Origin of the sequence: Bailinhaonella thermotolerans, assembly GCF_003594875.1 — a bacterium.
GTDB lineage: Bacteria > Actinomycetota > Actinomycetes > Streptosporangiales > Streptosporangiaceae > Bailinhaonella > Bailinhaonella thermotolerans.
On record NZ_QZEY01000006.1, the window covers coordinates 56,576 to 70,124 of the forward strand.

Sequence of the window (13,549 nt, forward strand, 5' to 3'; positions counted from 1 at the left end):
CCTGGGTGGGGGGTGCCGGGGAGGAGGGGCGGGGTCAGGTGGGGGGGTGGAGGCGGGTGATGGTGCTCAGGGCGGTGCGGGCGGCCTTGGCGTCGTGGACGCGGAAGACCCGGGCGCCCTGGACGGCGGAGATCGCGAGCGTGGCCGTGGTGCCCGCGGCGCGCCGGTCCACGGGGAGGCCGCCGAGGGTCTCGCCGACGAAGTCCTTGTTGGACACCGCGACCAGGACCGGCCAGCCGGTGGCCACCAGCTCCCCGAGACGACGGCTGACCTCCAGCGAGTGCCGGGTGTTCTTGCCGAAGTCGTGAGCGGGGTCGATCAGCACGGCGTCGCGGCGCACGCCCAGGGACACCGCGCGCTCGGCCAGCTCGGTGGTCAGCGCGACCACGTCGGCCACCACGTCGGCGTACCCGATCCGGTGCGGGCGCGTGCGCGGCGTGACCCGGCCGGCGTGCGCGCAGACCAGGCCGATCCCGTGCTTGGCGGCCACCTCGGCCAGCTCCGGGTCCGGGCCGCCCCAGGTGTCGTTGAGCAGGTCGGCCCCCGCCTCGGCGACCACCTCGCCCACCGCCGCGCGCCAGGTGTCCACGCTGATCACCACGTCGGGGTGCCGCTCCCTGACGGCCGCCACCAGCCCGGCGACCCGCCGCAGCTCCTCGGCCACATCCACGTCGTCACCGGGCCCGGCCTTGACCCCGCCGATGTCGACGATGTCCGCGCCCTCCTCGACCGCGCGGTCCACCGCCTCCAGCGCCGCGCCGAAGCCGTACGTCCGCCCCCGGTCGAAGAACGAGTCGGGCGTGCGGTTGATCACCGCCATCACGGCGTACTCCCCCGCCGCGAACTCCCGCCGCCCGAGCCGGAGCACGCCCCGCCGATCCACATTGCCGCCCATCCCGCCCAACCTACCCGCTCCCCCGCCGCCGATCCCGTACGGCTCACGCGCCCGCGCCGCCCCGCCCGTGCCGTACGGCGGGCGCACGGGTCACACGGATCACGCGGGTCACGCGGCGGAGCCGCCCTCGGCCAGGGCGACGAACTCCTGAGCGACCGGGGCCAGGCGGCGGCGGGCGTGGATCAGGGCGATCACGCGCCGCACCGGCGGGTCCAGCGAGCGCACGGCGAGTCCCGCGCGGACGGCCTCGGTCGCGATCGAGCGGTACCACAGCAGCGACACCGACCGGGCGCGGACGGTGGTCAGCCAGGTGGCCCGGTCGTCGGACTCGGCCGCGGCGGCGGGCTTGACGCCGTACCGCGTGAACATCGCCTCGAACTCGGCGCGGCGGGGCGTACCCGGGCAGGGCAGCAGCAGCGGCAGGTCGTCGAGCCGCGCCATCGGCACCGGGTCGGGCAGGTCCATGCCCGGCGGGGAGACGAGCACGATCTCCTGGCGTTCCAGCGGATGGGTGACCAGGTCGGCCGGCACGGGCAGGTCGGTGAGCCCGAGGTCGGCCTTCTTGTCGCGGATCGCGTTGACCACCCCCTCCCTGCCGTCGCAGCGGACGATGTGCACGCGCACCTCGGGATGGCCCGAGGCGTACGCCGGGAGCAGCCGCCCGGCCAGCCCCGCCTCCAGGGTGGGGGTGGCGGCGATGCGCAGCTCGACGGGGCCGCCCTGACGCTGGGCGGCGAGCTCCTCGATCTCGTGGATGGCGTCCAGGGCCTCGCGGGCCAGCTTGACCACGCGGCGGCCCGCGGGGGTGACGACGACGCCGCGGCCGGACCTGGCGAACAGGGTCATGCCGAGTTCCCGCTCCAGGTCGCGTATCGCGCGGGACAGGGCGGGCTGCGCGATGTACAGCGAGCGTGCCGCGTCCGTCATGGTGCGGTGCTCCGCCGTCGCCACGACATAGCGGAGCTGCTGGAGATTCATGCCCCGAAGTTATGGCACAAAGGGCGCATCGGTCTGGAACATCGCGCAGCTCGTCCCCCTTCAATTGCACGCACAGGGACCGGAATCGCTACAGTTTTGCCGGAATTGATCGCATTCCTCCGGTGGGAGTGCGTGAAAGGGGGCAGTCCGTGGCTGGTCAGGGCCCGTATCCGCCGTACGGTCCACAGGGTCGTCCGCCCTCCGGACCGCAACGCCCCCCTTACGGAAGTCCGCAACCGCCCCGCCGGGCCACGCCCCCTCCGCCCGGGCCGCCCGGCGGTCACCAGCCGCCCCCCGGGCCCTACGGGCCACCCCAGGGACCCCCCGCCGCGCCGGGCCCGCACGGCCCCGCGGCCCCTCCCCCGCCCCCCTCCGGCCACCCCTACGGCGGGCCGCCCGCGCCCGGGTACGGCCCGCCTCCCCAGCGCCCGCCGTACGGCGGACCGCCCCGGGGACCGCACGGCGGGCCTCCGGGACCGCCGGGACCTCCTGCGCCTCCTGGGCCTCCCGGTCCGCCCGGGCCTCCGGGACCGCCGTGGCCGCCAGGTCCCGCGGGTCATCCCGGGCCCTACGGGCCGCGGCCCTGGCGTCCCGCGCCCCGGCGCAAGTCGGGCGCGGCGGCTCTCGTGGCCGGGCTGCTGGGGGCCGTGGCCGCGCTGTTCGTGCTGGCCATCGTGGGCGTGGCGGTGTTCAGTTCGGCCGACGACGACCCGGGGAGCTCGACGGCGCTGCCGTCGTACACCCCGCCGCCGCTGCCGACGTTCCCCGGCGACGACCGCGACACCGGCGAGACCCGCCGGCCCGGCGACGACTCCACGCCGCGCCCCCGCTACACCCCGCGCCCCCGGGACACCTCCTCGTCCCGTCCGTCGGACGAGACGTCCCGGCCGCCGGTCACGCTGGACACGAGCCTGGAGCGGAACACCGTCTACACCGCGGGCACGCTGCCCAAGGTCAAGTGCCCCGGCGCCGCCGTGAACATCTACAACAACACCCAGCTCCGCAACCTGATCCTGCGCACCGGCCGCTGCATGGACCAGGCGTGGGCCCCGGCGCTGCGCCGGGTCGGGATCGACTGGGAGCCCCCTGGCTGGGCCATCGTCTCCCGCAAGGGGCGCGGAGCCTGCGGCGACTTCCCCCAGCGCGGGTCCTACGTGCCGTACTACTGCCCCCGCAACATGACGATCTACGCCTCCACCTCGGCGCTCGCCCGGGGGTACGGCAACATCACGACCTACCACGGAGCGATCGTCGGCATGATGGCGCACGAGTACGGCCACCACGTGCAGACGCTGACCGGGCTGGGCATGTCGCACTGGCGGCTGCACCTGCGCTCGAACCGCAACACCCAGCTCGCGCTGAGCCGCCGCTTCGAGCTCCAGGCCAACTGCTTCGGCGGCATGGCCATGCGGGCGATGGCCGGGTCGTACCCGATCGGGCCGAACCAGCGCCGCACGCTCTACCACTTCTTCTCGAACGTCGGGGACTGGCCGGGCCGCCCCCGCGACCACGGCTCGCCGCCGAACAGCGGGCGCTGGTTCCGGCAGGGGTTCGAGCGGACGGCGGCCTACCAGTGCAACACGTGGCGGGCGCCCTCCTCGACCGTCTCCTAGAGCCGCCAACCACCATCGATCCGGATATATCAGCAGATCCGAATATGCGACACACGCGATCCGCACCAACCTGTCGCAGGCATCGCATGTCACGCTTTCATCGAGCGTTAAGACGACGAGAGGGGAAAACTCAGCCCGGATCTGGCCTACTATCAGGGCGGATGCCTGCACGTCCGATCCGTCGCATGTGTCGTTCATGCCCGGGTATGGAGCGTAGAATCCCTGGCAGACTCGACGGGGGCCGGTTTGGAGGGACCCTGCTGTTCCGGGTCGATGGTCCCCCAGCACCAGCGCGAGAAACGGAGTTCCGATGGGCTTCAGACGAGGCGCGGGTGATGCCCGTCCGGAGCCGGACGACTCCTCCCAGGAGCCCGGTGACGTCCCCCTGATCCACGCCGGCTCCGCCCCGACCCCGCGGGACGCCACCCCCGCCCCGGGTACGGCGGCGCAGGACGGCACGGCCACGCGGGAGCCGGGCGACGGCGAACGGGCGGAGAACGCCGCGGACGCCGAGACCCCGGAGACCTCCGGGAAGCCGGAGAAGCCGAGGAGGCCGGGGAAGGCGGAGACCACGGGCAAGACCCCGACCCCGAAGACCCCGGGACCGAAGGCCCCGGCAGGCGAGGGCGCGGCGGGCGCCACTCCCGCGGCGGACCGCCCGGAGGCGCGGACCGATTCCGCGAAGGACGAGGCCCCCACGACCATCGGCCGCCCCCCTGCGGCGGACGGGCCCGGCGGCGAGGACACCGGCAAGGCCGCGGCGTCGGCCGAGACGCCCGGGAAGACTCCCGCCAGGCGCCGTCCCACCCCGTGGGGCATCGTCGGCTGGACCGCGCTCTCCATCATCGCCCCCGGCGCCGCCCACCTGCGCGCCGGCCGCAAGCGTCTCGGCGCCGCGATCCTGGGGACGTACCTGGTGGTCCTGCTCGGGGTGGCGGCGTTCGCCCTCAGCCAGGACCTGGGCTCGCTCGGCGGTTTCGCCATCCGCGACAGCACGATCATGGTCGTCATCGTCGCGGCGATCGTGCTGGCGCTGGTGTGGTTCGTGCTCGTCCTGTCGTCCTACATCGTGCAGGATCCGGACCGGCTGACCGGGAACAGCCAGATCGGCTCGGGCCTGGCCGTCGGCGTGCTGTGCGTCGCCGTGATGGCCCCGTTCGGGCTGACCGCGCGCAACGTGATCAGCACCCGCAACGACCTCAACGACATCTTCCCCAGTTCGCCGGGCGGCGGCGTGGCGGCCAAGCCCATCGACAAGAAGGACCCCTGGGCGGGGTACCAGCGGGTGAACTTCCTGCTGCTCGGCGGCGACGCGGCCAGGAACCGGGTCGGCGTGCGCACCGACAGCATGACCGTGGCCAGCGTGGACGTGAAGAGCGGCAACACCGTGCTCTTCAGCCTGCCGCGCAACCTGCAGTACGTCCGCTTCCCCAAGGGCCACCCGCTGCACCGGCAGTTCCCGAACGGCTTCCAGGGCGAGCCGGGCTCGGGCGGCCTGCTGAACGAGGTCTGGGAGTACGCCGACGCGCACCCGGAGGTCATGGGCGCCAAGCACACGGGCCCCGAGGCGCTCAAGACCGCCATCGGCCACACGCTCGGCCTCAAGATCGACTACTACGCGCTCGTGGACATGTGGGGCTTCGCCGAGCTGATCGACGCCATCGGCGGTCTCACGGTCAAGGTCGAGCAGGACGTGCAGTACGGCCCCTACGGCCAGTTCAGCGTCAAGAAGGGCACCCGGCTGCTCAGCGGCGAGGAGGTGCTGTGGTACGGCCGGTCGCGCACCAACAGCAGCGACTACGTGCGCATGGGCCGCCAGCGCTGCCTGCTCGGGGCGATCGCCAAGCAGGCCAACCCCGCCCTGGTGCTCACCCGGTTCGAGAAGATCTTCGGCGCCGCCAAGCGCATGTTCAAGACGGACATCCCGCGCGACCTGCTGGAGCACCTGGTCCCGCTGGGCCTGAAGGTCAAGGACGCCAAGATCACCAGCCTGCAGTTCGTGCCGCCGCTCATCTCGACGGGGAACCCCGACTGGGCCAAGATCCGCCGGGAGACGCTGAAGGCGATCAAGCAGTCCGAGGCCGCCTCGGAGACGGTGGCCGCCATCGGCACCGCCGCCCCCGACCGGCCGGCCGCGACGCCGTCCCCCGGCGCCCCCAAGCCCACCAAGACGCCCAAGCCGAAGCCCACCGGCACCGGCGGCTCCTCCGCCCCGGACGACAAGCCGGCCAAGCGCCTCGACGAGGTCTGCGCCTTCTGACCCGCCCGCGCCCCGCCGTACCCTCACCCGGGTGCGGCGGGGCGGGGTGAGAGCGCGAGGGCTCCCAGGTAGAGCAGGGCGGCGACCGCGAGCAGCGCGGGATAGCCGACGACCAGCGCGAGGTACTCCAGGCAGCCGCCGACCATGGCCCCGAGCAGGTTGGCGCCGAAGGACACCGTGGGGTCGGCGGCCTGGGCGAAGCGCTTGGCGAACACCACGTTCGCCGCGAAGATCGGCAGGAACGCCACGGCGACCGCGACCACCGCGCGCACCGGCACGGGCAGCCCCAGCAGCCACGCGTCCGGCACCGCCCAGGCCAGGACGAGCCCGCCGAGCAGCACGCCGTACATCACCGGCACGGGCGGGGTGGGCAGCCGCCGGGTGACCTCGACCGCCGCCAGCACGGCCACCAGCACCCCGGCGAACACGACGGCGTTGACCACCCACGTGGTGCCGAACAGCAGCGCGAACCCGGTGACGCTCTTCGTCTCCAGCAGCAGGAAGGCCACGCCCAGCAGGAACAGGTCGGCGTAGGGCCGCATGCGCCGGTACGGCCCGGCGAGCACGCGCACCGCGACCAGCGACACCAGCAGGATCAGCCCGATCGTGACCAGGTACAGCGCCGGGATGGACGTCCCCGACAGGTACAGGAACGGGCGGGCGTCCGTCGCGGGCGGCGGCGTCCCCGCGACGGGGCCCGCCCACGGGACCCCGCAGCGCTGCGCCGCCGGGTCGCGCTCGGCGGTGATCACGGCCTGGTGCCACCCGCGCGAGACCACGTCCACGCACGGCTCGTGCCCGAACGCGGCCCTGACCGTGAGCGCGAGCCGGTCGGCCAGCCACGGCTCGCGGTAGTAGTTGTACATGGCGAACGCGCCGCCCGGCTTGAGCCGTTCCCTGGCCGCCCGCAGCGCCTCCTCGGTGAACAGGTAGCTCTCCAGCCGCAGTGAACTCGCCCCCTGGACCAGCGTGAGCGAGTCCGGCAGCGCGAACAGGATCAGGTCGTAGCTCCGCCCCGGCCGTTCCAGGAAGGCGCGCCCGTCGGTGATGTGGGTGGTCACGCGCGGGTCGGAGTACGGCCGGTCGGGGTGGTGCCCGGCCCCCAGCTCGCGCAGGCGCGGGTCGATCTCCACCGCGTCCACGCGCCTGGCCCCCCTGGCCAGCGCGATCGCCACGTCCGTGCCGCTGCCCGCCCCGACGATCAGCACGTCGTCCACGGGCCCGCTGCTCCGTTCGTACGGCAGGGCGTACTGCCGCTCCAGCCGCACCCGCGTCGCGGCGGGCATGGCCTGCTGGTGCGGGACGCCGTTGACCGCGATGTTCAGCACCGGCACCCCGTGCTCGACCTTCGACTCGGCCGTGACCTTGTAGTACGGCGACCAGCTCGCCCCGGCGGCCACGGTCTCGAAGGCGAGGGCGGCCACGACGACGACGGCCGCGGCCAGCACGACGAGGTGGCGCCCGAGCAGCGTGACGTAGGCGGCCGCGGCGATGGCCCCCCAGGCGACGGGCGGCGCGCCGGTGAACGACAGCGCGGTGAACACGGCGATCCCGGCGAGGCTGCCGACCAGGTCGTACCGGTAGGCGTCGAGCCGGCCCAGCTCCCGGAAGCAGTCCGCGACCAGCTCGGCGGGGCCCATGAGGACGATCGCGGCGGCGGCGAACACGACGGGCAGGATCAGCCAGGCGGGCGGCCCGCCGGTGCTCAGGCTCGTGAAGTAGACGACGCCCTCGGCCTGCCGGTCCACGGTGACGGGGACCGCGAGCACCAGGGTGACCAGCGCGGCCAGCGCGACCGGTGAGTAGAGCGGTGGCAGGCGGCTCCTCCCGGACCTCAGGAACCCCAGTCCTATCCCGAGAAAGGAGCCCAGGAGCACGAAATTGGTGAAATAGCTTAAATGCACGATGTTCGAGCCTGTCCATCGAATGAGGGCAAGCTCCAGGAAAAGCATGAACGCACTGCTGAGCACCAGACGGGGGGCCGCTCTCACGCGGCGCAATATTACTGTTCAACCCGTGAAAACGATAGACGCCGGAGTCACGAAGGGGAATGGTGTCATCACAGGGTCCGTCTATACCTTGGTGGTGAAGACATGCGCGTTCTGATCCAGCTCCGCCCCTCCCCCGACGTCGTGGCCGCGGTCGCCGACCCCGCGACCGCCACCCCCGCCGCCGCCGACGTGGCCGCGCGACTGCCCGGGGTCGCCCTCGACGAGGGCTACACTCCGGTGGCCCTCCCCCGTCCCGTCCCCACCGGACGCGACGCCGACCCGCTGTCCATGGACCAGGAGCTCGACTTCTCCCTCGCCGCCTCCGACGCCACCGTCCTGGTCCGGGGCGAGATCTCCGACCGCGACTTCGGCGCCCGCCTGAGCCTGCTGTCCTCCGCGCGCTCGGACGTCGTGGGCGTGTTCTCCGACCCCGTCATCGAGACCTGCCCGACCTGCGGCGGCGATCCACCGGTGGGCGACTGGCGGGACGTGGGCCACCTGCTCAAGGTGGCGGACCTGCGCGCCGAGGGCCTGGACGGCGACGGCGTGCCGCTGGCCGTGCTCGACACGGGCATCAACGCCAAGCACGTCACCCAGGTCATGGGCGAGCAGATCAAGATCGACGCGAAGAACAGCTGGAACCCCACCGGCGTGAAGGGCAAGCCGGGCGAGTTCAAGGTGGACCACGGCACCATGTGCGCCTTCGACGCCATGATCGCCGCGCCCAAGGCGTCCGTCATCGACATCCCGCTGCTGCGCTCCCAGCGGCGCGGCGGCTCGGCGCTGGACGGCCTGCTGTCCGACGCGGTCGCGGCGTTCGCCCACCTGCGCACCGTGCTCGACGCCCTGCCCCAGGACTCCAAGCGCCTCGTGGTCAGCAACAGCTGGGGATCGTTCTCGCCGGCCTGGGACTTCCCCGTCGGCCAGCCGGGCAACTACTCCGACAACGCCGCGCACCCGTTCAACGTCGCCGTCGCCAGTTTGGAACGTGCCGGAGCCGACGTCCTGTTCGCCGCCGGCAACTGCGGGCGCGACTGCCGCGACGGCCGCTGCGCCTATCCCGACCGCCCCATCGTCGGCGCCAACTCCCACCCGTCCGTGCTGTCGATCGGCGGCGTGGACGTCCGCAACGAGCGCGTCGGCTACTCCTCCCAGGGCCCGGGCCGGCTGTCCCGGCGCAAGCCCGACATCTGCGCCTACACCCACTTCTCCGGGTCCAAGGCGTTCGGCGACGGCGAGCCCGACTCGGGCACCTCCGCCGCCTGCCCGGTCGCCGCCGGGGTCGTCGCCGCGATCCGCACCAAGTGGCCGGTGTCCAAGCTGTCGCCCGCCCAGCTCCGCACCTTCATCCAGCGCACGGCCGACGACCGCGCCGACGCCGGGTTCGACTTCGACTACGGATTCGGCATCCTGGATGTCATGGGAGTGCTGCAGGCCCTCCAGCGCAGGGCCAAGAGAGTGTCGTGATGTCCGCGGACGAGCCCACCGTGCTGATCACAGTACGGCTACCGCGCGGGGCCCGTCTGCGCGACGCGATGGACCGGCTGGAGCTGGACCGGGACGAGGTCGACGTCGAGTACGGCCTCGTCCCGGTCGATCCCGACGACGGCCTGTACGCCCTGCGGGTGACCCGGGCCGCGGCCGTGCGCGCCGGTCAGCGGCCCGACGCCGAGGGTCCCTTCGCCGACCCCCGGATCGAGCCCTTCGGCCCTCCCGAGCCCCGGGAGGATGATTGACCGAACGCTTGGTTGGTTCTAGTTTTGCCGCATGGATCTCAAGGCCCGGATACGCCCGCTGCTGGAGCGCATGGCGACCTCCGGCTGGTTCGCGAAGGTCGGCCCCAAGGTCGTGCCCAGGATCGACCGGGGGCTGAGCCGCCTCACCGGGGGCCGTGTCCTGATGAGCGACGGGATGATCCCGACGCTGGTCCTCACCACGACCGGGCACAAGAGCGGTCAGCCCCGCCAGGCCCCGCTGGCCTGCCTGCCCGAGCCTGAGGGAAGCTTCATCGTGGTGGGCAGCAACTTCGGCCGCGCCCATCACCCGGCCTGGAGCACCAACCTCCTGGCCGACCCCGCCGCCCGCGTGCGCTTCCACGGCCGCGACCTGCGCGTCCACGCCACGTTGCTGGAGGGCGAGGACCGCGCCGAGGCGTGGGAGCGCGTGCTCAGGCTGTGGCCCCCCTACGACCGCTACACCGAGAAGTCGGGCCGCGAGCTCCGCGTCTTCCGCCTCAGCCCCGTCGACGAGTGAGCCTCCCGTACGGCTGACGCCGCCTTTCCCGGCCGGTCCCCCGCACGGCTCCGCCCGCGACGCCGGGCGGCACGCCGTACGGCTCCCGCGTGGGACGCCGTACGGCTTGGCGGGACGCGGCCGGCGAGCGCCGTACGGGTCGCCGCCGGCGGGGCCTCGGGGTCTCAGGGGCGGGTGCCGTTGAGATGGGCGAGGACGGCCAGGACACGGCGGTTGTCGTCGTCGGAGGGGGCCAGGCCGAGCTTGGCGAAGATGTTCGCGGTGTGCTTGCCGACGGCGCTCTCGCTGAGGTGGAGGCGGGCGCCGATCGCGGCGTTGGAGCGGCCCTCGGCCATCAGCTCCAGCACCTCGCGCTCGCGCGGGGTGAGGCGGCCGAGGGGCTCGCTGCGGGCGTTGCTGGCCAGGAGCTTGGCGATGACCTCGGGGTCCATCGCGGTGCCGCCGGCGGCGACGCGGCGGACGGCGTCCACGAACTGGGCCGCGTTGAACACGCGGTCCTTGAGCAGGTAGCCGACCGCGCCGGTGCCGTCGGCGAGGAGTTCGCGGGCGTAGAGCTGCTCGACGTGCTGGGACAGGACCAGGATCGGCAGGCCGGGGATCCTCGCGCGGGCCTGGAGCGCCGCCTGGAGTCCCTCGTCGGTGAACGTGGGCGGCAGCCGCACGTCCACGATGGCCACGTCGGGGCGGTGGCCCACCAGGGCCGCCACCAGCTCCGGGCCGCTCTCGACCGCCGCCACGACCTCGAAGCCGTGGGCCTGGAGCAGGTGGGTCAGGCCGTCGCGCAGCAGGTAGAGGTCCTCGGCCAGCACCACCCGCACCCGTCAGCCCTCCGCCCCGCCGTACAGCTTCCTGCGCTTGGCCAGGATAGGGGCGGAGACGGCCATCCCGTAGAGCCCGAGGCCCAGGGCGATCATGAGGACGATGATGGCCGACCGGAACGGCTCGGGCGTGTGGAAGGCCAGCGCCCAGCCCATCTCGTCCTCGCTCCCCGAGAGCTTCAGGATCAGCGGGACCAGTCCCTGCGGGAAGAGCGGCAGCCAGCCCAGGCTCCAGCCGGCGGCGATCGCGACCTTCTCCCGGGTGGTGAGCCTGATCTCGTCGCGCTCAGGGCCGGGGCGGGAGGTGGGCAGGTCCATCGAGAGCATGGTGGGGCCGCCCTCGGGGCTGTTCACGACCAGCACGCCGTCGAAGGCCGCCAGGCGCTTCTCGACGCCGCGCAGGCCGCTGCCCCTGGCCGGGTCCGCGCCGCCGTCCCCGTCGTCGGTGACCACGATCCGCAGGGAGTCCCGGGCGAGGCGCAGGTCCACCCAGGCGCGGGCCGCCCCGCCGTGCCGGGCCGCGTTGGTCAGCGCCTCGGCGATCGCGAAGTAGGCCGCCGACTCCACGGACGCTTCCAGGCGCCGGTCCAGTTCCGCCGTCACCTCGACGTCGAGCGGGCTGTCCAGGGCCAGGGCCCGCAGGGCGTCGGCGAGACCGCGTTCGGCCAGCACCGGCGGGTGGATGCCGCGCACCAGGTCCCGCAGCTCGGCAAGGGCCTTGGCGGAGGACTCGCGGGAGCGGGCGAGCAGCGCCTTGGCGGCGGCCGGGTCGCGATCGATCAGGTCCTCGGCCGCGCCGAGCGTCATGCCCATGGAGACCAGCCGCGCCTGGGCCCCGTCGTGCAGGTCGCGCTCGATCCGCCGCAGCTCGGCGGCCTGCTGGTCGGTGGCCTGCGCGCGGGCGCCGGCCAGCCGCCGCAGGCGCGCCCGCATCGCCTGCCCCCGCGTCGGCCCGAGGAGCGAACGCCACCACAGGCCGTGCCAGCGCAGCACCCGCCGGCCGCCCACCACCGCCGCCAGCGCCAGGATCCCGCCGACCACCGGGTCCACCAGGAACCACACGAGGTCGCGCCAGGTGCCGGCGTCGGACATGCGCCACTCCAGGCGCGCCTGCCACCGCGGCCAGAAGGGCGTCCTGTAGAGCGACCGGTCCTTGCGGTACCACCCGTCGGGCTGCCGGACCGGCGGCGGCGGCTCCGGCAGGTACGGCGGCGCGATCGGCACGCCGCACCACCGCTCCGACAGCTCGCGCATCCGCGCGGTGACGCCCCGGTGCACCCGCGTGACCGGTCCCAGCAGGAACACCATCCCCAGCGTGAAGTGCAACATGATCAGCGGCACCGACAGCAGTCCGACCAGCAGCTCGGCCGGCTTCATCAGCAGCAGGGCCAGCGCCCGCGCCCGAGGAGACATGCCCCAACTATGAACCGCGCCCCGGCCCCGCCGGAATGACTCCACCCCCCGCCCCGGGGTGCGCCCAGCCCCACCCCCGCCGGGGATGGCGCGGTACGGCGGGGCGTCCGGCGGGACCCGGACGCCATGCCGTACGGCGGGCGCGCGGCGCGCGGCGCGCGGCGGGCGGCGGGCGCGCGGCCGTACGGGAGGGTCAGGCGCCGGGGAGGATGACGGCGCGGCCGCGGATCCGGCCTTCGTGGAGGCGGTGGTAGGCGACGGGGGCGTCGTCGATGGGGTAGGTCTCGGTGTGGACGGAGACCAGCCCGGTCCGGGCCAGGTCGAGCACCTCGATGAGTTCGCCGCGGCTGCCCCAGTAGGGGGAGGTGACGGTGGCCTCGTACGGCAGCGCGCCGAAGCCGACCGGGAGGCGGCCGGGGCCGAGGCCGACGATCACGACGTCGCCCTCGATCGCGACGCAGGCGCCGGCGATCGCGACGGTGGGGGTGGCGCCGACGAAGTCGAAGACGGCCTGGGCGCCGACTCCGCCGGTCAGGTCGCGGACGAGGGCGGCGGCGCCCTCGTCGGAGGGCAGCGCCTCGTGCGCGCCGACCTCGCGGGCCAGGTCGAGCTTCTCCTGGCTCACGTCCAGGGCGACCACGCGGACGGCGGTGAGCGCGCGGAGCATCTGGATGGCGACGTGGCCGAGGCCGCCGGCGCCGATGACGACGGCCGTGGCCCCGGGCACGAGCTTGGGCAGGGAGCGCTTGATCGCGTGGTAGGGGGTGAGGCCCGCGTCGGTGAGGGGCACGGCGCCGACCGGGTCGAGGTCGCCGAGCGGGACCAGGTGGCGGTCACTGTCCACGATCATGTACTCGGCCATGGCGCCGGGCGCGCCCAGCCCCGGCGGGAAGATCCCCAGGCGGCGGGCGTTCAGGCAGTAGTTCTCCTTGCCCTGCGCGCACTCGGCGCAGCGGCCGCACCCCCACGGCCCGTAGACCGCGACCGCCTCCCCCACCTGCACCCCCGTCACCCCGTCGCCGACCTCGGCCACGGTGCCCACGCCCTCGTGCCCGAGGGTCAGCGGCAGCGGGAACGGCAACTGGGCGTCGGGGATGCTCATCACCGCGATGTCGGAGTGGCAGACGCCCGCCGCCGTGACCCGCAGCAGCACCTGCCCCGCCCCCGGGACCGGCCTGGGGACCTCCACCACCACGGGCTCCGCCCCCGCCCCCCGGTACTGAACCGCCTTCATCCGCTCGCTCACGGCGCGCTCCCCCCGTTGTCTCCCGCCGGCTCCCCTTGCGACCCGGCGACCACGCTCCCCCACCCCCTTCCCCGGATCCACC

At 73.8% G+C, this 13,549-nt stretch carries 11 protein-coding genes; 5 read left to right on the forward strand and 6 right to left on the reverse strand.

The genetic code is table 11. The annotated features are described in order from the left end of the window. Positions 1–34 precede the first annotated feature (34 nt). Positions 35–895: a dihydropteroate synthase gene (gene folP, locus D5H75_RS17965; RefSeq protein WP_119927635.1), complete on the reverse strand. Its 861-nt coding sequence runs from the start codon at positions 893–895 to the stop codon at positions 35–37. 108 nt (positions 896–1,003) lie between these two features. After that, positions 1,004–1,873, reverse strand: coding sequence for a LysR family transcriptional regulator (locus D5H75_RS17970; RefSeq protein WP_119927636.1), 870 nt, complete (start codon positions 1,871–1,873; stop codon positions 1,004–1,006). A 626-nt stretch (positions 1,874–2,499) separates the two neighbouring features. Between D5H75_RS17970 and D5H75_RS43175 the strand changes: the two genes are divergently transcribed. Both D5H75_RS43175 and D5H75_RS17980 read left to right on the forward strand, forming a co-directional pair. Continuing rightward, positions 2,500–3,486 (forward strand): neutral zinc metallopeptidase, encoded by a 987-nt coding sequence (locus tag D5H75_RS43175; RefSeq protein WP_202638268.1) that lies wholly within the window; start codon positions 2,500–2,502, stop codon positions 3,484–3,486. 310 nt (positions 3,487–3,796) lie between these two features. Beyond that, positions 3,797–5,746, forward strand: coding sequence for an LCP family protein (locus D5H75_RS17980; protein WP_119927638.1), 1,950 nt, complete (start codon positions 3,797–3,799; stop codon positions 5,744–5,746). A 23-nt stretch (positions 5,747–5,769) separates the two neighbouring features. Here D5H75_RS17980 and D5H75_RS17985 read toward each other — a convergent pair whose 3' ends face one another. Then, positions 5,770–7,650, reverse strand: a complete 1,881-nt coding sequence (locus tag D5H75_RS17985) for a spermidine synthase (RefSeq protein ID WP_242454333.1) — start codon at positions 7,648–7,650, stop codon at positions 5,770–5,772. Positions 7,651–7,839: 189 nt separating this feature from the next. On the opposite strand from D5H75_RS17985, the gene D5H75_RS17990 reads away from it, so the two are divergent. The 3 genes from D5H75_RS17990 to D5H75_RS18000 are packed head-to-tail and all read left to right on the forward strand — an operon-like array spanning position 7,840 to position 9,990. Then, positions 7,840–9,204, forward strand: coding sequence for a S8 family serine peptidase (locus D5H75_RS17990; protein ID WP_119927639.1), 1,365 nt, complete (start codon positions 7,840–7,842; stop codon positions 9,202–9,204). Beyond that, positions 9,204–9,473 (forward strand): hypothetical protein, encoded by a 270-nt coding sequence (locus D5H75_RS17995; protein ID WP_119927640.1) that lies wholly within the window; start codon positions 9,204–9,206, stop codon positions 9,471–9,473. The genes D5H75_RS17990 and D5H75_RS17995 overlap by 1 nt, the downstream gene beginning before the upstream one ends. 31 nt (positions 9,474–9,504) lie before the next feature. Further along, positions 9,505–9,990 carry a nitroreductase family deazaflavin-dependent oxidoreductase gene (locus tag D5H75_RS18000; protein ID WP_119927641.1) on the forward strand — a complete coding sequence of 162 codons (486 nt, stop codon included), beginning with the start codon at positions 9,505–9,507 and terminating at the stop codon, positions 9,988–9,990. Between the two features lie 164 nt (positions 9,991–10,154). Here the strand turns inward: D5H75_RS18000 and D5H75_RS18005 are convergent, their stop codons facing one another. The 3 genes from D5H75_RS18005 to D5H75_RS18015 form a co-directional block, all read right to left on the reverse strand. Continuing rightward, the gene (locus D5H75_RS18005) at positions 10,155–10,808 is read right to left on the reverse strand and encodes a response regulator (protein WP_119927642.1); all 654 of its coding nucleotides are present in this window, start codon (positions 10,806–10,808) and stop codon (positions 10,155–10,157) included. Positions 10,809–10,811: 3 nt separating this feature from the next. Continuing rightward, positions 10,812–12,221 (reverse strand): sensor histidine kinase, encoded by a 1,410-nt coding sequence (locus tag D5H75_RS18010; RefSeq protein ID WP_242454334.1) that lies wholly within the window; start codon positions 12,219–12,221, stop codon positions 10,812–10,814. Positions 12,222–12,414: 193 nt separating this feature from the next. After that, positions 12,415–13,455, reverse strand: coding sequence for an NAD(P)-dependent alcohol dehydrogenase (locus tag D5H75_RS18015; RefSeq protein WP_119927853.1), 1,041 nt, complete (start codon positions 13,453–13,455; stop codon positions 12,415–12,417). Between the last annotated feature and the right edge of the window lie 94 nt (positions 13,456–13,549).